17 protein-coding genes and 1 tRNA gene are annotated in these 19,834 nt (G+C 26.3%); 7 read left to right on the top strand and 11 right to left on the bottom strand.

Annotated features, from left to right (window positions below):
- Positions 1 to 60 precede the first annotated feature (60 nt).
- Complete coding sequence (locus NG904_RS15165) at positions 61 to 1,761, bottom strand: ABC-ATPase domain-containing protein (RefSeq protein WP_252232510.1); 1,701 nt, start codon at positions 1,759 to 1,761, stop codon at positions 61 to 63.
- On the bottom strand, positions 1,762 to 2,343 hold the full coding sequence (locus NG904_RS15160) for a DUF1836 domain-containing protein (protein WP_205449058.1): 582 nt from the start codon (positions 2,341 to 2,343) through the stop codon (positions 1,762 to 1,764).
- Between the two features lie 218 nt (positions 2,344 to 2,561).
- Between NG904_RS15160 and trhA the strand changes: the two genes are divergently transcribed.
- A complete protein-coding gene (gene trhA / locus NG904_RS15155) occupies positions 2,562 to 3,209 on the top strand; it encodes a PAQR family membrane homeostasis protein TrhA (protein ID WP_252215821.1) in 648 nt (215 codons plus the stop codon).
- Between the two features lie 87 nt (positions 3,210 to 3,296).
- On the opposite strand, the gene NG904_RS15150 is transcribed toward trhA, so the two are convergent.
- Complete coding sequence (locus tag NG904_RS15150; RefSeq protein ID WP_252232508.1) at positions 3,297 to 4,610, bottom strand: sodium-dependent transporter; 1,314 nt, start codon at positions 4,608 to 4,610, stop codon at positions 3,297 to 3,299.
- Between the two features lie 488 nt (positions 4,611 to 5,098).
- On the opposite strand from NG904_RS15150, the gene NG904_RS15145 reads away from it, so the two are divergent.
- A complete protein-coding gene (locus tag NG904_RS15145; RefSeq protein WP_252224170.1) occupies positions 5,099 to 6,694 on the top strand; it encodes an ABC-F family ATP-binding cassette domain-containing protein in 1,596 nt (531 codons plus the stop codon).
- 141 nt (positions 6,695 to 6,835) lie between these two features.
- On the opposite strand, the gene NG904_RS15140 is transcribed toward NG904_RS15145, so the two are convergent.
- Positions 6,836 to 7,186 (bottom strand): winged helix-turn-helix transcriptional regulator, encoded by a 351-nt coding sequence (locus tag NG904_RS15140; protein ID WP_252232506.1) that lies wholly within the window; start codon positions 7,184 to 7,186, stop codon positions 6,836 to 6,838.
- Between the two features lie 130 nt (positions 7,187 to 7,316).
- Between NG904_RS15140 and NG904_RS15135 the strand changes: the two genes are divergently transcribed.
- Both NG904_RS15135 and NG904_RS15130 read left to right on the top strand, forming a co-directional pair.
- Positions 7,317 to 7,817, top strand: a complete 501-nt coding sequence (locus tag NG904_RS15135) for a nitroreductase family protein (RefSeq protein ID WP_252224168.1) — start codon at positions 7,317 to 7,319, stop codon at positions 7,815 to 7,817.
- 24 nt (positions 7,818 to 7,841) lie between these two features.
- Positions 7,842 to 8,129: a putative quinol monooxygenase gene (locus tag NG904_RS15130; protein WP_252232504.1), complete on the top strand. Its 288-nt coding sequence runs from the start codon at positions 7,842 to 7,844 to the stop codon at positions 8,127 to 8,129.
- Positions 8,130 to 8,421: 292 nt separating this feature from the next.
- Here NG904_RS15130 and NG904_RS15125 read toward each other — a convergent pair whose 3' ends face one another.
- The 3 genes from NG904_RS15125 to NG904_RS15115 all read right to left on the bottom strand — a co-directional run bounded on the left by NG904_RS15125 (position 8,422) and on the right by NG904_RS15115 (position 12,409).
- Positions 8,422 to 9,219, bottom strand: a complete 798-nt coding sequence (locus NG904_RS15125) for an HAD-IIB family hydrolase (protein WP_252232502.1) — start codon at positions 9,217 to 9,219, stop codon at positions 8,422 to 8,424.
- A gap of 574 nt (positions 9,220 to 9,793) precedes the next feature.
- Positions 9,794 to 11,524 (bottom strand): ferredoxin hydrogenase, encoded by a 1,731-nt coding sequence (locus NG904_RS15120; protein ID WP_252232501.1) that lies wholly within the window; start codon positions 11,522 to 11,524, stop codon positions 9,794 to 9,796.
- A 309-nt stretch (positions 11,525 to 11,833) separates the two neighbouring features.
- Positions 11,834 to 12,409 (bottom strand): TetR/AcrR family transcriptional regulator, encoded by a 576-nt coding sequence (locus NG904_RS15115; protein WP_252215846.1) that lies wholly within the window; start codon positions 12,407 to 12,409, stop codon positions 11,834 to 11,836.
- A 161-nt stretch (positions 12,410 to 12,570) separates the two neighbouring features.
- Between NG904_RS15115 and NG904_RS15110 the strand changes: the two genes are divergently transcribed.
- Positions 12,571 to 13,464, top strand: coding sequence for a phosphatidylserine decarboxylase (locus tag NG904_RS15110; RefSeq protein WP_252215849.1), 894 nt, complete (start codon positions 12,571 to 12,573; stop codon positions 13,462 to 13,464).
- A 75-nt stretch (positions 13,465 to 13,539) separates the two neighbouring features.
- Here NG904_RS15110 and NG904_RS15105 read toward each other — a convergent pair whose 3' ends face one another.
- The 3 genes from NG904_RS15105 to NG904_RS15095 all read right to left on the bottom strand — a co-directional run bounded on the left by NG904_RS15105 (position 13,540) and on the right by NG904_RS15095 (position 15,916).
- Entirely contained in the window at positions 13,540 to 14,679 is a 1,140-nt protein-coding gene (locus tag NG904_RS15105) for a Card1-like endonuclease domain-containing protein (protein ID WP_252232498.1), read from the bottom strand.
- A 135-nt stretch (positions 14,680 to 14,814) separates the two neighbouring features.
- Positions 14,815 to 14,889: transfer RNA gene (locus NG904_RS15100), tRNA-Arg, on the bottom strand.
- A 130-nt stretch (positions 14,890 to 15,019) separates the two neighbouring features.
- Positions 15,020 to 15,916, bottom strand: a complete 897-nt coding sequence (locus tag NG904_RS15095; RefSeq protein WP_252232496.1) for a sensor histidine kinase — start codon at positions 15,914 to 15,916, stop codon at positions 15,020 to 15,022.
- Between the two features lie 337 nt (positions 15,917 to 16,253).
- Here NG904_RS15095 and NG904_RS15090 point away from each other — a divergent pair, with 337 nt between their 5' ends.
- Positions 16,254 to 17,423: a dicarboxylate/amino acid:cation symporter gene (locus NG904_RS15090; RefSeq protein ID WP_252232494.1), complete on the top strand. Its 1,170-nt coding sequence runs from the start codon at positions 16,254 to 16,256 to the stop codon at positions 17,421 to 17,423.
- Positions 17,424 to 17,479: 56 nt separating this feature from the next.
- Here NG904_RS15090 and NG904_RS15085 read toward each other — a convergent pair whose 3' ends face one another.
- Complete coding sequence (locus NG904_RS15085; RefSeq protein WP_252232492.1) at positions 17,480 to 18,289, bottom strand: DUF1189 domain-containing protein; 810 nt, start codon at positions 18,287 to 18,289, stop codon at positions 17,480 to 17,482.
- A 156-nt stretch (positions 18,290 to 18,445) separates the two neighbouring features.
- Here NG904_RS15085 and NG904_RS15080 point away from each other — a divergent pair, with 156 nt between their 5' ends.
- Positions 18,446 to 19,597, top strand: coding sequence for a L,D-transpeptidase (locus NG904_RS15080; protein ID WP_252232490.1), 1,152 nt, complete (start codon positions 18,446 to 18,448; stop codon positions 19,595 to 19,597).
- Positions 19,598 to 19,834 lie beyond the last annotated feature (237 nt).

Below are 19,834 nucleotides of genomic sequence, written 5' to 3'. Positions count from 1 at the left end.
TTTTAGTATTCCTAAGTTCAATTACTCAGTCCACTTTACGTATGCAAATATCAACATGCTTTATATTTTTAAACTACGAAATCTATTGAATGCGGCCATTATTTCTTGTCTTCTTGGCATTGATAGTCTGCCATGACCACCTTTTATATTGCTAATTGATATAATTCCGTTCTTTTCTATATAGTTCATTATTTCATCTGTTACTTCTATTAATGTTTTCTTTCCATCTATAATATTATCTTCTGCCCATTTCATAATCTCTCCAATAGTGTTAATTTGCTCACTATCCACTATTTGCTCAACTGCTCTTAAATCTATATTTTCTTTATTAATTACTAATCCATCTATTCCTAGAGTTTTTATTTTTACACCTTTATAACCTTTTTCAATGCTTCCTTTTTTAATAACCCTATTTAAATTTATCTTTATATCAAGATTTCTTTCCTTGATTTTAGAAAGTATCTTTCCATTACTTAAACTTTTAGCTTGCTCTGTTACATTTTTTATATTGTAACAATCCATTTGTATTACATTATCTGCAATATCAAAATAATCTCCAGAACTTCCTACTACTATAATTGTTGATATATCTTTTTGATTATACAAATCTCTAGCAACTTCAATAAAAGGTGTTATAGGTTCTTTATCTTTAGAAACCAGCATCTGCATTATATCGTCTCTAATCATAAAATTAGTAGCCGATGTATCTTCATCTATTAAAAATACCTTAGTTCCACTTTCTATTCCTTCTATTATATTTGCTGCTTGAGATGTACTTCCACTTGCATTTTCACTATAAAATTTAGTTGTATCTTTTTTATTAGGTAAATTATTTATAAATAATGATATATCATCTTTATTTATTACTCTACCATCTTCTGCTCTAACTTTTAATGCTGCATTATCTGTTATTACAAATTCTCTTCCGTCACCTTCAATATGATTATAAATACCTAATTCCAATGCATTTAATAGTGTTGATTTTCCATGATAACCTCCACCAACTATAATTGTTATACCTTTTTTAATTCCCATTCCTACAATTTCACCCTTATTAGGTAAATTGAATTTAACCTCTAAATTTTCAGGAGATTTAAATGGTATTCCATCCTTTAAAGGCCTAGTTGATACTCCTGATTCTCTAGGTAATATCGATCCATTTGCAATAAATCCAATTAAATCATTGTTCTTTAATTTATTTCTTATAAACTCTTGATCTTCAACTAATCTCACTTGTTTTATAAGTTTATCTTTATCTATGTTTTTATAAATTAATGATGACTCTACAATTTTAGGTAGGAAATCAAATAAAATCTTTTCTAATTCCTTAGCAAGAACACTTCTACCCCTTGCTGGAAATCCTACCTCTATTCTAGCTTCTATTTTTTTATCACTTATCACAATAGAAGTTCTGTCTAAAATTTCTTGTGTGCATTTACTTATAGAAATTAATCCACTTTTTCCTGACCCAAAAATCTTACTGCTACATGAATATATATTTTTATAAAATGTTCTAGTTAAATAATCTTTAACAGCAATCTTTTTGTAATTGTTATTTACTAATTCTTCTGGAATATTTGAAACTTTTTTATCCATTATTATTCTTACTCTAGAAGGCGTTGCAAATGGATCTCCTTGTACATGATCTATTGCTAATATATACTCATTAAACTCATAACTACCTTCAAGTTGCTTATATGACTTGTATCCTTTTCCATCTATACTTATTAAATCTCTACGCAAATCATTAAAATTTTTCATTTACTTTTCATCTCCCATAAAGTACTCATCAATTAAAGCTTCGCCCATTCTTCTATACATATTGCTCATAGATATCATTGATCCAACAAGTAAAAATTTTTCTTCAAAATCACCATTTATATTATTTTCGCTTAAAAGATTCTTTACATTTTCTTCTTTGTCATTCATGTATTCCTTAAATTCATTAACATCTTGAGAATTCATATCTAAGTACGTTTTATAAAGAGATCTCAAATCATATTCTTCATTATTTTCATACTTTTTAACTATATTATCTAATGTAAGCTTTATATCATTTATTGATAATGCACCCTTTAAATCGTATATTAAACTCATTAATATTAAATGTTCTTTTGAATATTTTTTATTCTTTATACTCATTAATAATTTCGCCTTAGCATAATTATTAATCATAGTTTTAGTTAATACTTTATCATCTTCCTTTCTTTTAAGGACTGATAATTTATTTTCAAACAATTGAATAACCTGATCCATATATAAATCTAGCTCAGGTATATCTTCTAAATTTATTTTTTTATCTAAGTTTAAGTTTTCCATTATATTTAATATATCTTTTGTCATTATTCCACTTCCTAATCTAGTTTTTGAAACTACATATTATCTTGTCTATATTTAATATTAATAGTATTACTTATAAAATTCAAGAAAATAGCTAAAAATATGATTTAAATAGCTTAAAATAAGTTTTTATGATCTTTGACTTTTATATAACTATATATAATAATATTAATATATTGTTATATAGTTTTAAAAACTACGTATTGAGTATGGAGGTATTTATGGATAAATATTTAAGGGAACCAGTTAATGGATTAACACATCTTATAGGCGCTGTTTTATCATTAGTAGGATTAGTTTTAATGATAATTAAAGTAAATATGTCACAAGGATCTTTGATAGAATATGTCTCTATCATACTTTTTGGAATTAGCATGATTTTACTGTATAGTGCTTCAGCGACATATCACTCTGTTATCGCAGATTCAAAAATTATTAAAGCTTTAAAAAAAGTAGATCATTCTATGATTTTTGTACTTATAGCAGGATCTTATGCACCATTTTGCTTAATTGCATTACAAAATTCTATTGGCAATAAACTTTTCATAGCAGTTGCCGCATCTGCTTTAGTTGGGATAATATTTAAAATTTGTTGGGTTACATGTCCTAAATGGTTAAGTAGCGTTATATATATTACTATTGGTTGGTTTGCTATTTTTGCAATTTACCCATTATCAATAGCACTTTCACCAATAGGTGTAAGTCTGCTTGTTTTAGGTGGATTGATGTATACAATTGGTGGGGTAATATATGCCTTAAAGAAAGATAAAATAAAGATAGGCGTTTTTGGATCTCATGAAATATTTCATGTTTTCATAATGCTAGGAACACTATGTCACTTCATTTGTGTTTTTAATTATATAATTTAAAAAGTATTTAGTAAGCAAAAAGCACTCCATTCAACTAAAAATGGTAGTGCTTTTTCATATGATTTTATTTTATTGTTTATTTTTTATTTAACCAATACCACCATATATAACTCCAAGTATTATAACTACTACAGTTATAATTACAAAGACATATTTAGCAAGATATATGAAGTTAATTCCTAATTCTCTACTAGACCCCTTATTTATCTCTATAAGTGCCTTTTTATAATCCCCTACATAGTAAAATACTAAAAATACTATCAAGGCTGCTAGTGGTGATACTATTATTGTGATAAAATTAGTGAAATTATCAAAGCTAGCCATACTTAAATTTAAAGGTATTGATAATATAAACCCTATTATAGCTATTATAATTGATGCCTTTTTTCTATTAAGCTTTGTTTGTGAAATTAATGCTTCAACTGGACCTTCCAACATATTAATAGATGATGATACAGCTGCAAATATTAAACTTAAGAAGAATACTATAGCTATTAGTCTTCCACCAGGCATAGCTTTAAATATTGTTGGCATTGTTATAAATAATAATGGTGGACCTGCCATTGGATCTAAATTAAATGCAAATACAGATGGCATAATAACAAATGAAGCAAGTAATGCTGCTATTGTATCTAATATTGCTGTACTTAAAGCAGATCTTGGTATATCAAAATCATCTTTCATATAACTACCATATACAACCATACCACAACCATTTAATGATACTGTAAAGAATGCTTGTCCTAAAGCCATTATCCAAGTATTAGGTTTAAGTAAAAATTCCCACTTAGGATTTAATAAATATTTAACACCTTCCATTGCTCCTGGAAGTGTAAGTGATCTAATTGCAAGCAAAATAAATATTACAAACAATGCTGGCATAATTATTGTATTTATTTTTTCTATACCTTTTGTTACTCCTGCATAAACTACAACTAATGTTAATGCTATAGCTATAAAGTTCCAAACTATTGTTTGACTTGTTCCTGAAAATCCTTCAAAAAAACTATGAACATCTACTGAAAATAATTCTCCTGTAATACTCATTGAAAAATATTTCATTATCCATCCTACAACTATGTTGTAAAACATAAATACACCTGCTAATCCTATTACAGGTATTAGCGCTACTAACTTTCCACCTTTTTTATTTTTTTCAGCAAATGTTGTTATAATTCCTGTTGCTGAACCACCTTTAAATTTTCTTCCAAATGCAAATTCTGTTATTAATCCTGTTGAACCTAATAACAATACAAAAATAAAGTATGGAATTAAAAAAGCTGCTCCTCCATTTTGACCTAATCGATATGGAAACATCCATATGTTTCCTAGCCCTACTGCTGCTCCTATACATGAAAGTATAAAACCAGTCCTACTCTTAAAATTTTCTCTTTTAGCCATTCCTACTGTCCCTCCTAAAATAAATAAAAAATCATAAAGACTACTTTGAACTAATCATAAAATTCTTCTTTTTTTATAATTTCCAAAGAATAAAAAAACCACATAGTGTTACTATGTGGTTGCCTACAATACTAATACTCTACATCCACACAGCTTATCCATGTGGTTAAAATTGAGAATAATGAATAACTCTAACCATCATAGATACAAACTTAAGTTTATACTTTAGCTCGCATCTATAATAAAAAATTATTAATACAAGCTCTGTCTATAATAGTTACAGTAATATGCGTTATTTAATTTTAATAATATAAATTTAGTGCATATCATAATAATTACTCTCCATCTTTACAATTTTCTTAATTTTATCATCTAAATTACAAAAATGTCAATAATAAAGATGCTTTTAATTCCTTTAAATATTCTCTTTATGTAGCTTTATGTGGTATAATAACGAAATGAATATTCAATGAAATGAGGGAAATTTATTGATAACTGTATCAAATGTTAGTCTTAGATTTGGTGGACGTAAACTTTTTGAAGACGTAAACCTTAAATTTACAGCAGGAAATTGTTATGGAGTTATTGGAGCAAATGGTGCTGGAAAAAGTACTTTTCTTAAAATACTTTCAGGTGAAGTTGAACCTAATACTGGTGAAGTTATAATTGCTCCAAATACAAGAATGTCAGTATTAACACAAGATCATTACAAATATGATGATTGTCAAGTTTTAGAAACTGTAATAATGGGTAATGAAAGATTATATCAAATCATGAAAGAAAAAGATGAGATATATGCAAAGCCAGATTTTTCTGATGAAGATGGAATTAAAGCATCTGAATTAGAAGGTGAATTTGCTGAACTTAATGGTTGGGAAGCAGAATCTGAAGCTTCTTCATTATTACAAGGTTTAGGAATTGGCACTGATTATCACTTTAAAAACGTGTCAGAATTAACTGGAGGAGAAAAAGTTAAAGTTCTTTTAGCTCAAGCTTTATTCGGTAATCCAGGAATATTAATCCTAGACGAACCTACTAACGGTCTTGACTTAAAGGCTGTAAATTGGTTAGAAGATTTCTTAGGAAACTTTGATGGAACTGTTATAGTTGTATCACATGATAGACATTTCCTAAACTCAGTTTGTACTCAAATGGCTGATGTTGATTTTGGAAAGATTAAGATTTATGTTGGTAACTATGATTTCTGGTATGAATCAAGCCAATTAGCCCTTCAAATGTCTAAGGATCAAAATAAGAAAAAAGAAGAAAAAATTAAAGAATTACAAGATTTCGTTGCAAGATTTAGCGCTAATGCATCTAAATCTAAGCAAGCTACTTCTCGTAAGAAATTATTAGATAAAATCACTTTAGATGATATCCAACCTTCAAGCAGAAAATATCCTTTCGTAGGATTTACACCTGAAAGAGAAGTTGGTAATGACATATTAACAGTTAAAGATTTATCTAAAACTGTAGATGGAGTTAAGCTTTTAGATAACATTAATTTCATGGTAAATAAAGGTGATAAAATTGCTCTTATCGGTAATGAAATTGCTGTAACTACATTATTCAAAATACTAGCTGGAGAAATGGAACCAGATAGTGGAGAATTTAAATGGGGAATAACTATAACTAATTCTTACTTCCCAACTGATAACTCAGAATATTTTGACGGATGTAATCTTTCTTTAGTTGATTGGCTTAGACAATACTCAGAGGAAAAATCTGAAAGCTACATAAGAGGTTTCTTAGGAAGAATGTTATTTTCTGGAGAAGAAGCTCTAAAGGAAGCTAATGTATTATCTGGAGGAGAAAAGGTTAGATGTATGTTATCTAAAATGATGCTTTCAAATGGAAATGTATTAATGTTAGATCAACCTACTAATCACCTTGACCTTGAATCAATTACTGCTGTAAATAATGGTTTACAAAATTATAACAGTAATATAATTTTTGCTTCTCATGACCATCAATTTGTTCAAACTATAGCAAATAGAATTATAGATATTAAAGATGATGGTTCTATTGTTGATAGAGCTATGACATTTGATGAATACTTAGAATTTGCTGCATCAAATAAATAATAAAATTAAAAGGCTATTCCTTAATTGGAATGGCCTTAATTTTTTCTCTTTATTTTCTTCAGTTTACACAAAATTATTTACAGGTGAAACTGAAAAGCTGTTTTTCGATGTTACATAGATAAACCAAGTAATATGAATACTTTAAAGACTTAGTTTATAATAATCATCTCCCCATTTGCACATCATACTAAGAATAGGCATTAAACTCTCACCTACATCAGTTAATGAATATTCAACCTTTGGCGGAACTTGAGGATAAACTTTTCTATTAACTAAATTATCTGCTTCTAGTTCTCTTAGCTGTTGAGTTAGCATTTTTTGAGTTATTTTAGGAAGTGCTTTTTTTAATTCATTAAATCGCTGTATTCCCTTAGTACCTAAATGCCAAATAATAATAGGTTTCCATTTTCCTCCAATTAAGTCTATTGTAATTTCGAAGGTACATCTATAATTCTTATTTTTAAATTCTAAAGTATTGCAATTAGAACTCATAGTTATCATCCTTTCAATAGTATCCTTTTAGGTACTATAATACAAAATAGTGCGTACTTGTTATATATAAACTTATTTTTTATAATAATATCATTGATTATAAAAAGTATCAATTAGGAGGTATATATAAATGGATGCAATATTAAACAGGAAAAGTATAAGAAAATATAAGAACATAAATGTAAGTGATGAGATTGTTGAAGAATTATTAAAAGCAGGCATGGCAGCACCTTCTGCGGCAAATGAACAACCTTGGGAATTTATAGTTTTACGAGATAAAGAGATTATGAGAAAAATAACTGAAGTACATCCATATTCAAAAATGCTATTAAATACAGATGTAGCAATTATAGTTTGTGGAGATGAATCAAAAGAAATATTTAAAGGTTTTTGGGTACAGGATTGTTCAGCTGCCACAGAAAATATATTAGTAGCTGCTGAAGATAAAGGTTTAGGTGCAGTATGGTTAGGTGTTTACCCAATAGTAGATAGGGTGGATGCAATAAAAGAACTTCTAAATTTACCATCTAGTGTAATTCCTTTATCAATAATACCTGTTGGATATCCAGATGAAGAAAGAAAAGTAGCAGATAGATTTAATAAAACAAGAATACATTATGATAGATGGTAAAGATAAAAAAAGTGAGGGATATAAATGATAAAAGTAGTCGCAAGAAATTTTGCCAAAGAGGATAAAATTAACGAAATTATTGAACTATGTAAAGAACTAGTAGAAATTACAAGAAAAGAAGAAGGATGCATAAAGTATGAAATGTATCAAGATGAACAGGATGCTAAAATTCTGACAATGATTGAAGAATGGGAAAATAAACATGCTTTAGATAAGCACTTGAGATCTGAACATTTCACTAGAATTGTTCTAATGATGGGAAAGCTTATGTCAAAAGAAACAGATATGAATGTTTACAATAAATTGATTTAACATGTTTATACAGATAGATCAATTTAAATTGTATTAAGAATTTCATAGTGAAATGATAAATTTTTGCTCATAAGTTAGGTTTAAAAATAACTTAGATAAAAAGTAAAAATATAAAACTTAAAAAAATTCAATTTAAAAGGAGACTGTAAATATTTTTGTGTATGAGTGCAGTGGCGTTGGAATTTGCTTTTTAGAACTATTAATGGAGATTTGTCAAAAGTAATTTTCCAAAAGTAAATTCCTATATCCACGAGCTTTATACTACAATATCAACACATTTTTAAAATAGATCCTATTTTAATTGCTTAGATAATAAGTCCTCAATAACTTCATATACATAATCAACTTCATTATTAGCATATTTTTTTACCTTATCTTCTGAATCATTAAAAGTATAGCTATTATGAGTTATGTTAAACATTGAAACATCATTGAATGAATCTCCAACAACATAAAGATTATCTTTTGATATGTTTTCTACTTCTAATATTCTCTTAAGCGCATTTCCTTTCGAACATCCTTTTGGTACTATATCAACAAAAAATTGATTTCTATATGCTTCTACATGCTCACCATACTTTTTAATTATTTCATCTTTTATTTTTTCTGCTTTAATCTGATCTTTATCTACAGGTGATAAACTTATTATTTTATAATCATCTTTTGATGATGTTGCATCTTCAATATATATCTTCTTTGTAAAGAAATCCATCATATCACCAATTTCAGATTTATCAATATTAGGATTATCTATAAAAATAGAATTCTTAAAATTATCTAAATAAACTAAGGTTTCATCATTGTAGTAATCATTTATTATCTTATTTGATATTTCATTAGATACCCACTCATCAAATACCATTTCATGTGCTCTATTCATAATTAAGCTTCCATTGCAAAGTAATAAATAATCATATTCTATATCATACTTCTCCATTAAAGGTATTACCATGTCATAACTTCTACCTGTTGATACAATTAATTTATGTCCTCGTTCTTTAAGCTTATTAATTAAAGTTAAATCCTTATCATTTCTTAAATTGTTTCCAACTACTAAAGTTCCATCTAAATCACTTGCTAAAAGCTTCATATGTACCCCACTTTCAATTCTTAACTAAATTTTTTTCTAATTTTATATTGGAATTAATTTTATATTATATATTTTTTTAAATCGTTTTAATAAACTAAGAATTTGATTTAGTATCTAGTATTTCTTAATTCTTAATTAAGTATTTAATTTAAAATGTAAAAATAGATTCTACAAAATATATTTTATACTAAATGACATAATTAAAACAATTAAATTATCTAATATCATATATCTGTAGAACCTATAAAATTATCATGTTTAAATACGTGTTCATATATGCAATATGTAAAGTGGCATTGTAATTGGACTTTGAAAATTGTTAAGTGAAAATCAAAAGTAAGTGTCCAAATTTTATATTTGGGAACACGAACTTTCACACAGTGCAATTTTACATTTTGTTTTTTGAATTTACTCAGCAAAGTCGAGTTTCCTTTTAATATTTATATTTACTGCTTGTCTCAATTTTATATNNGGACTATACTCATTTTAGTATTCCTAATTTCAATTACTCAGTCCACTTTATTTATGCATATATGAACACTCTACTAAACCATGCCATGTTTAAATAAACATCTTATCTTTTCTTATATTTTATATGTAATAATTCATGAGCTAGTCCTTTTCCTGGTTTGCCCATATAAGTTTCGTACATCTTTAATAATGATGCATTTTCATGAGACTTTCTCTTAGCTAATCCCTTATCTTGGTTGTATAAAACAGATGCTCTTACAGTTCTAACATCTACTTTATTTCTGTCTTTTGAATTTACATGAGGTTGTCCGCCACCATTTACACATCCACCTGGGCAGGACATTACTTCAATGAAATGATATTGCTTTTCTTCCATTCTTCCACTCTTAACAAAATCAAATACATTTGCAGCGCCATTAATAACAGCTATATTATATTCTTGTCCTCCTAATATAACTGTAGCTTCTTTTATTCCATCTAAGCCTCTTACTTGTTCATACTCTATTTCTTCTAGTGATTTATTTTCTATAAAGTCTTTTGCGCTTCTTAAAGCTGCTTCCATAACACCACCAGTAGCTCCAAATATAGCTGCTGCACCAGTATATTCTCCCATTGAAGGATCGGCTTCACTATCTTCTAAGCTCGCAAAATTTATTTTTGCATTTTTAATCATTTTTGCTAATTCTCTAGTTGTAATTACAGCATCTATATTTCTTAAACCGTTATTTTCCATTTCTTCTCTATCAGCTTCAAATTTCTTTGATGTACAAGGCATTATTGTCACTGTAAATACATCTTTAGGATCTAATTCTTCTATTTCAGGATAATAAGTTTTACTTGCAGCACCAAAAATTTGTTGAGGTGACTTTGCACTAGATAAGTTATCTATAAACTCTGGGAAGTAATTTTCAACTTCTCTTACCCATGATGGACAACAAGATGTAAACATAGGGAATGGACCACCTTCATTTACTCTACTAATAAGTTCTGTTGCTTCTTCCATTATTGTCATATCAGCACCAAAGTTAATATCAAATATCTTATTGAATCCTAACATTCTTAAAGCTGTATATATCTTTCCTGTTACATCAACACCATATCCCATTTTAAATGCTTCACCCATAGCAGCTCTAACTGATGGAGCCATTGCAACTATTACGTGTTTACTTGGATCTTCTAAAGCATTTTGCACTCTTTCAGTATGAGATTTTTCTGATAACGCATCTACTGGACATGCAGCTATACATTGACCACATAATAAGCAATTTGTATCATCAAAGCATTTTCCATCAATAGTTGATACTTTCTTATCAACATTATCATCAACAATTTTTATAGAATTAGTAGCTGTTTTTTCGCTACAAGCAGCTTCACATCTTCCACAAAGCACACATTTACTTCTATCTATAACAATTGACTTACTTCTATCATCTACATATTCTGATTTATCTTTAACTATGAATGGCTTATTTGCTCTAGCTTTAGTCTTTATTACTAATTTTAAAAATTCACAGTCTTCTCTTCTTTTACAAGGACCACATTTAAATTCATGTTTATCTAACATTTCTGCCATTCTTAATTTAACAGCTTCTTGTACCTTTTCTGAATCAGTTCTTATAACCATTTTATCTTTGACTAATGTTTCACAAGATAATGCTAGTTCTTCTTGTCCTTCTATTTCAACAGCACACACTCCACATTTTCCTGTATTACTGCAATCATTTAAATAGCATAAGGTTGGTATCTCTATATTATTCTCTAATGCAACTTCTAAAATAGTTTTACCCTCTTCTTTTACAGAAACCTCTTTTTCATTTATTAATATATATGCCACTAAATGAACCTCCCCGTCTTTAGTATACTTTTTTATTTAACTATATTTTCAATGTGTGTTAATATTTAAAAACACATTTTTTATCAACGTTACAATTTTAGCATACTTATTTATTAAAAATAAGTATTAATTAATAGTTTTTATTGGATAAATAATCTATTAATTATACTATTTTATATATTATGAAATATATGTATCAACATAATTTAAATATTTATATTTAAAACAAAAAAAACTATCCTAAAAGAACTTTTAGGATAGACTACTATATTATATAACATTTATACATATTTCAATTTTTAAAATTTTCTATACTTCTTTATTTATTAAACCATTAAAAATAAATTCTAATGTCTTATTAATAATATCTTCTAAACTAACTTTTTCTATGTTTATTAACTCATATATTGCTGTTGAACATAATGTTCCAAAAAATTCATAGGCCATTACTTCACTATCGCCTTTTCTAATACACCCTTCTTTCATCCCCATTTGTATATACATTTCTATTTCTTTTATATGACTTTTTACCTTTTCTCTTAAAATAAATTGTCTTTCTTCATCTCCCCATAATTGACTCATTACAACTCTAAAAAAGCTATTATGTTCATAAAGAAATGTTAATTGTATTTTGCAGATTTGTTTTAATTTTTCAATTGCATCATCATTTAATTCATTTACTGCTGCAATTTCATCATTAAGTAACTTAAGTCCATTATCAACTATAAAGTTGAATATTTCTTCTTTGCTATTAAAATTATAATATAGTGTTCCTTTAGCAAGCCCCGCAGTGGTTGCTATTTCATCCATTGTTGCTCCCCTATACCCTGATTTTGAAAAAACTTCTATTGAAGAATTAAAAATCAATTTTTTTGTTTTATTCACACCAATCCCTCATTTTCATAAACTGATAATAATTACATTATACCACTAAAATTTTACTATTTATTACTTTTTACTTTCATTTTTTTGATATTTAAAATATATATGTTAGAATCAGTATATAATATATAAATATATTTTTAAATTAATGAAAAGAGGAATTTATGATTAAAGTATATAACAGAATTACTAACGAATATGAAGAGGAAAACGTGGCAGGTAAAAAGTTCATTAAGTGGACTTATGAAACACCCGTTGGAAAAGGTATGACAGAATTAATTGCTAAGAGAAAGATTTTTTCAAAATTTTATGGTAAATTTTGTGATACAAAATTCAGTGCAAGAAAAATACCTGACTTTGTTAAAGACTTTAATATTGATATGAATATTGCAGAAAAAAATATTTCTGAATTTAATTCATTTAATGACTTCTTTGTTAGAAATTTGACTTCTACTTCAAGACCTATAGATTACAATGAAGATATTTTTATTTCTCCAGGAGATGGGCGAATTACTGTTTACGATAATATAGACTTAGATAATATTGTTCAAGTAAAAGGCTTAACTTATAGTTTAAGAGAATTAATAAAAAATGATGAAATATCAGAAAAATATAAAGATGGTATTTGTGTAATATTAAGATTATGTCCTACAGACTATCATAGGTTTCACTTTGTAGACTCTGGTATACCTTGCGAAACTCATAAAATTAAGGGCCATTACTATTCTGTAAATCCTATAGCTCTTAATTCAATTCCAAAATTATTTTGTGAAAATAAAAGAGAATGGTGCATATTTAAATCAGAAAATTTTGGAGATATTTTAACTGTAGAAGTAGGTGCTACTTGTGTTGGATCAATAATTCAAACATATGAGCCTAACCAAAAAGTAACAAAAGGCGATGAAAAAGGGTATTTTAAATTTGGTGGATCAACAACTATACTGTTCTTAGAAAAAAATAAAGTAAAAATAGATCCTGATATTTTAGAGCAATCAAAACAAGGATATGAATGTAAAATCTTATTTGGCGAAAAGATTGGAACTAAAATCTCTAAATAAGCAAGTTCTGTTTTAGCATGTTTATATATGCAATAATCAAAGTGGCATATATAAACACATTGCTAAAACATAGCATTATTTATTAATGACTTTTTTTAATTCATTCTTAAATTTTTCTATATCTTTATCTAATATAATTAAACTAATCCCCATCATTTCTGCTCTTTCTTTAATACATCTTTTATAAGGTTCTTGAGTTGCAACCAATATTTTTTTCGCATTATTTCCACCTAATCTTTTACTATATACATCTAATTCATTTAGTGCATCTTCATCATATTTTGCACTATCTTTACATGATATACATATTAAAACATCATCCTTAACTGCTAATACATCAAATTCATTTTTAACTTTGATTTCATTATTGTTCCATAGAAATATAACGCCACTTTTAACATCATCAATTTCTTCAATTTCTCTAACAACTATATTGGTTAATACTTCTAGCCAAGTACCACTTTTAAATATAAATCCTTTCATATAATCTTGTTGAAAATGTACTACTATATCATTCTTGCTCTTTTTATATTTTATAGCATTAATTTTCTCTAGATAATTTAAACAAGAATTTAATATTCTTTTTTCCTCTTGACCATATAAGTTAGACAAATTAATAATAACTTTGTTACTTTGAGAATAATCATGAATAAATAAATGATTATCATAAAGATATTGCTTATACTTATACCATAATTCTAAGTTTTTATAAATTTTTTCTGTTATATTAATTACATCAGAATATTTACTTATTTTACTAGAATCTAACAAAATATCAGAACCAGTTATCTTAAGTATGTCATCTATGTATATATCCTTAAACTCTTCTGACTTATTTTTAATATCGTTTCCTAATTCATATATTCTCTTATTTAAAATATCTATATAAACAATATTAAATTTCTTTATTAAAGCTTGATTTAATAAAATTAATGAGTTTATTCTTTTTCCCCCAGTTACATTTATAATAGTTTTTTCTATATCTAAGCTATTTAATAAATTGTTTATTTCTTTTATATTACCTTCACTTATAATGTAGCTTTCTATATCAATACTCGGAAAAATTTCTTTATGATACTTTTTTAGCTTCTCATATAATTCACTATTTTCTTCATACTTTAAGTAAATTACTTTACAAGGTCTAAATTTATCAGTAGCTAACAAATTCCCCTCATTATGCTCATCTAATAAATTAATTAAAATATCTTCTTTCATTAATAATTGCCACCTTTACTTCATCACTATTGTTTATTAAATATCTAATATACTTATATAATTTATTATTAGCATTTATTAGCATGTTTATTTATACAACAAAAAAGACTTAACTAAAAACATAGCTAAGTCTTTTGGCAGAGCGTGAAGGAATCGAACCCTCAATGTACCGTCCGTAGCGGTAAGTTATATCCGTTTAACTAACGCTCCATATTAATTTAAAACTAACTTTCTTCAAGAAATATATTATCACAAGCCACCATAATAAGCAAGTTTATAAAATAAATACTTAAGATTATTTTTCCATAATATTAAGTATTTATTTCAATAAATTTCTTTTTTATAAATAAATATCTGAAAATTCTATTTCTAATATTTCAATATTGGTTTTTGCATGAATTATATGATTATCTTCATTATTCTCGCTTAATTTTATTATTGGGAGTCTTATTATAAATTCACTGCCTCTATCTTCCTGACTCTTTAGTGATATATTACCATTATGTGCTTTAGTTAAGCTTTCTACTAATGACAATCCAATTCCACTACCTGACTGTTCTATTTTTTTATGATTAGATGACTGAGCAAATCTATTAAAGATTTTATCCTGTTCTTTTATTGGAATTCCCATCCCCTCATCTTTTACTGATATATTTAATTCATTATTTCTCTTCCATAAGTTAATGTATATATTTCCATTATTATAAGAGAACTTTACAGCATTAGATAAAAGATTCATAATTATCCTATCTATTGCCTCTGGATCTATTGCCATAATACATTTTTCAACATTAGTATCAAATATTAATGATATATTTTTTTGTTTTGCGTATTTATCTATTGAAGAAACCGTATTTTCTATTAATTTAACAATATCTAAATTTCTTCTTTCAATTTTATAATATTTTTTTTCTAATCGTGTTGTATCTATAAGATTATCTATAAGTTTTAGCATCCTATAACTATTTCTCTTTATGCTAGTCATATATTTATTCATGTTATCATTGCCAGTTATGTAACCTGATTCATAAAATTGAAGTATGCTTAAAATTACATTTAATGGCGATCTTAAATCATGAGAAACACTTAAAAGGAGATTTTCTTGTAAATTCTTATAATTATTTACATCCATGTATTTATCTATTAGTTCTTCTTTTGTTAATTTAGAAAGTTCTAATCTATTTAATTCTTTATCCTCTTCTATAAAATCATTTATAATTTTTTTCGCTACACTCATTTACAGCTTCTCCTTATAATTAATATCATTTTCCATTTTTTTGAATTTTATACTTTTATATTATCACATACTATAAATACTAACAACCATTTTTTAACATTTTTTCTTCTACCTTAATACTCCAAATATCCTAAAATTATAAAAAATTATTCATATTTACACATATTATTTTATAATTTTATGTAATTTATTTGTAAAATATTCGATAATTTTATTATTTCGAGTAAAATTTTATATAACTATTGACCGCACTAATAATTTAATGATATATTTGTACTTGTAATACATACATATGTATTTCATCTATGAACATTAATTATAAAAGGGGGATTTATAATTGAAGAATTTATCACTAATTAAAAGAATATTTACATTTTTAATCTTAGGAATAATACTCGGTTTAACATGTAGAAGTTTAAATATAATCTTCCCAATAAGAATATTAGCCACTTTTAGTTCTTTATTTGGAAACTTTTTATCATTTGTTATTCCGTTAATAATAATAGCCTTTATAGTTCCTGGAATAGCTTCACTTGGAAAAAATTCAGGAAAAGTACTTATAGGAACTACTATACTAGCTTACATATCAACTATTATTTCTGGTATTACTGCTTATTTTGTAGGAATATCGTTTCTTCCTAAAATAATAAAAGCAGCTACATTAGTCTCAACTGAAGCAATTAAGGTAGAACCATATTTCACTATTGATATACCGCCTATGCTTAATATAATGTCAGCTTTAGTATTTGCATTTGTTTTTGGTATAGGACTTTCAAAAATAAATAATAGCTCATTATTAAGAGGATTTCATGAATTTAGTTCAATAGTTTCAATGATTATTTCTAAAATTCTTATTCCACTTGTTCCGCTTTATATTGCAGCTATATTTTCTAAGTTAAGTTTAAGTGGTGAAATATTTACTACTATAAAATCTTTCGCTACTATTTATTTAATACTGTTTATATTGCAATTTATATATTTATTATGTCAATATTCTATAGCTGGTGTACTTAAAAAGGAGAATCCTTTTAAATTATTAAAAAATATGATTCCTGCATATCTTACAGCTGTAGGAACTCAGTCATCTGCTGCTACTATACCAGTTACATTAAGCTGTACTAGAGAAAATAATGTATCTGAAGAGGTCGCTGATTTAGTTGTTCCTCTATGCGCTACAATACATTTGGCAGGAGATACTATAACTTTAGTATTAACTTCAATTGGTGTAATGCTAATGAGAGGACAAACACCTACTTTAGTTACTATGATTCCATTTATATTAATGCTTGGAGTAACAATGGTAGCTGCACCGGGAGTTCCTGGTGGTGGAGTTATGGCCGCTCTTGGATTATTAGAATCTATGCTTGGATTTGGAAACATAGAAAAGCCTATAATGATTGCATTACATGCAGCTCAAGATAGCTTTGGTACTGCAACTAATATTACTGGTGATGGCGCCTTATCTTTAATAGTAGATTACTTTGTAAACAAGAATAAAACAAAATAAATATAAATAAAAAGGATATATCATTAAGTGGTTAAAACTTAATGATATATCCTTTATTACATTCCGTCTTTATTTAATTTAGTTTTTATCATTTCATCTTTTATATACTTAAGTATAAATATTACATATACTAATGTGCCAACTATAAACATCGTATCTAAATTTATATTTGGAAAAATAGTTTGTAATATAATTTGAAATATAAATGGTAATGTACATGCATATAAACTTAATGAATATAATATGCTATATTTCATAAATACTCTCATAATTATCAATGCAAATGATGCAAAAGCGGTTGCAAATAAACAATTTATTAATATGTTGATAAATGTAAATAATATCGTATACAAAATTACAATAGCTACTACTATTTTTAGTACATATGATAATTCTTCAAATAAAATCTTATTATCTAATTTATTGTCACCTATTAAATCTTTATAATCTGCTTGCTGTTTATAAGCTCCTATTTCTAAATATATCCCATCTTTTAAAAATAATATATTGTTATCATTCTGAATTGTTGTATCTCTTAAACCATCAATTTCGCTCAAGCTTTTATTTTCATCAATATATATTAAACTAGACGTTCCCTCTACCTTTAATGGTGAATTTTTCGTATGTAATATACCTTCTTCTATATTAAATTTATATTCATCATTTTGCAGTATTGTACTTAAATTATTTAATTCCTTGTCTATTCTATATCCAATAGTTGTTCCTCTTATTCCGCCTAAAAGAGTGCTCATTAATAATACATATAATATAGCCTTCCATATTCCGTATTTAGGATATGTTACTAATGCTTTTAAATTATAAATACAATTAATAAATTTCTTAAAAAAATTATCTGTTTTATTCATCATTTCCTCCAATATCCTTTTTTAAATAAGAACGTCATTAATAAATATATTAACATATACTTCCTATTTTATAAAATATAAATGTTTATTATTAGTAATTTATGTTCATAATAAAAAAAGTATATTTTATTTTTAGATAAAAATAGGAGGTATGTTTTGAAAATCAATAAAAATATTCATATAAATAAATCCATTATATATATCTTATTATTTACACTAATTACATTAACTACATTATTTCAAGGTTATCAGTATAAAAAATTAGTTAATAATTTTAAGATAAATTTTGATGGTAACAAGTTTTCTCAGGCTAATAATATTTTATTAACCCAAGAAAATTTAAATCCTTTTAAAAACTTAATGCTAAAGAGAGATTTAAAAAAATATTTTTCAGATAATATAACTACATTGAAGCAAGATTTAGAAACCTCTAAATTAAATGAAGAAGAAATTTTAATAAAAGTTAATGAAATAAATAGATATAGTTTTAATTCAAATGAAGTGATAGAATTAGTTAATTCTGTCTCTAGTCTTCAAGATTCAATAAACAACTATTCTAATGGAATAGAACATTTTAATAACAAAGAATATTATGAAGCTATAACTAACTTTTCAAATTTATCTCCCTTAGATTTAAATTACAATGAATCATTAATTTACTTAAGGAAAGCCAAGAATCAAATTAAAGAAGAGTTATTTGCTAAATGTGATGAATTATGTTCTAACGATTATTATAGTCAGGCATTAAATCAAATATCTAATATTCCTTCTGTTCTAAATGATGACGAAGATATAAAAACAAAAATTGCTGAAATTAAATCTAGTAAACAACAATATTTAGATAAAACTGCTGATTCAAAAACAGTATCAGATTATTATATAAATAATATTTCTTCACAAAACATAAATACATTAAATTTAGTTAGTAATACCCCTTATTTAATTTTTATAGATATAAACAATCAAAAAACTTATATTTATAAAGGTAAATCAAATAAGTGGAATTTAGATAAAACATTTTCTTGTTCTACTGGAATAGATTCCGAGCCAACTCCTTGTGGTGCTTTTTCTATTAAAGAAAAAGGTGAATGGTTCTTCTCAGATAAGTTTAAACAAGGTGGAAAGTATTGGACTCAAATTGATGGTGATATATTATTTCACTCAGTTCCATATGCTCAGGATAAAACTACAGTAGTAGATACTACTTTAAACAAAAAATCATCACATGGATGTATAAGATTAGCATTAAGCGATGCTAAATGGATATATGATAACATCCCAAGAGATACAAAAATCATAATTAAATAGCTAATTATCCCCCCAATAAATATAGAAAAGTAAGTGTCTTAATTATAATTACCCATACATTTAAGACACTTACTTGTTTTTTATCTAAATTCTTTATTCAAAATCTGTTTATATGTTCAAAAGACAATTATATTATAATGTAGTTTTTTATCTTTTGAAATTTTATCTATATTTGCTTACACCTGTACAATACAGAAATCAACTTTTAGTTACTTATCCATGTCCTTGAAATAGAAA

The organism is Clostridium sp. ZBS15 (assembly GCF_023845705.1).
Taxonomy (GTDB): Bacteria; Bacillota; Clostridia; order Clostridiales; family Clostridiaceae; genus Clostridium; species Clostridium aquiflavi.
This window is presented reverse-complemented; position numbering and strand designations above follow the sequence as displayed.

Bases quoted from the DNA above. Each gene is read 5' to 3' on its own strand.
- NG904_RS15140 (WP_252232506.1), bottom strand. From the start codon at position 7,186: ATGAGTTCTAATTGCAATACTTTAGAATTTAAAAATAAGAATTATAGA.
- NG904_RS15150 (WP_252232508.1), bottom strand. From the start codon at position 4,610: ATGGCTAAAAGAGAAAATTTTAAGAGTAGGACTGGTTTTATACTTTCA.
- NG904_RS15105 (WP_252232498.1), bottom strand. From the start codon at position 14,679: ATGAAAGAAGATATTTTAATTAATTTATTAGATGAGCATAATGAGGGG.
- NG904_RS15135 (WP_252224168.1), top strand. From the start codon at position 7,317: ATGGATGCAATATTAAACAGGAAAAGTATAAGAAAATATAAGAACATA.
- trhA (WP_252215821.1), top strand. From the start codon at position 2,562: ATGGATAAATATTTAAGGGAACCAGTTAATGGATTAACACATCTTATA.
- NG904_RS15165 (WP_252232510.1), bottom strand. From the start codon at position 1,761: ATGAAAAATTTTAATGATTTGCGTAGAGATTTAATAAGTATAGATGGA.
- NG904_RS15160 (WP_205449058.1), bottom strand. From the start codon at position 2,343: ATGACAAAAGATATATTAAATATAATGGAAAACTTAAACTTAGATAAA.
- NG904_RS15095 (WP_252232496.1), bottom strand. From the start codon at position 15,916: ATGAGTGTAGCGAAAAAAATTATAAATGATTTTATAGAAGAGGATAAA.
- NG904_RS15085 (WP_252232492.1), bottom strand. From the start codon at position 18,289: ATGAATAAAACAGATAATTTTTTTAAGAAATTTATTAATTGTATTTAT.
- NG904_RS15125 (WP_252232502.1), bottom strand. From the start codon at position 9,219: ATGAAGCTTTTAGCAAGTGATTTAGATGGAACTTTAGTAGTTGGAAAC.
- NG904_RS15130 (WP_252232504.1), top strand. From the start codon at position 7,842: ATGATAAAAGTAGTCGCAAGAAATTTTGCCAAAGAGGATAAAATTAAC.
- NG904_RS15110 (WP_252215849.1), top strand. From the start codon at position 12,571: ATGATTAAAGTATATAACAGAATTACTAACGAATATGAAGAGGAAAAC.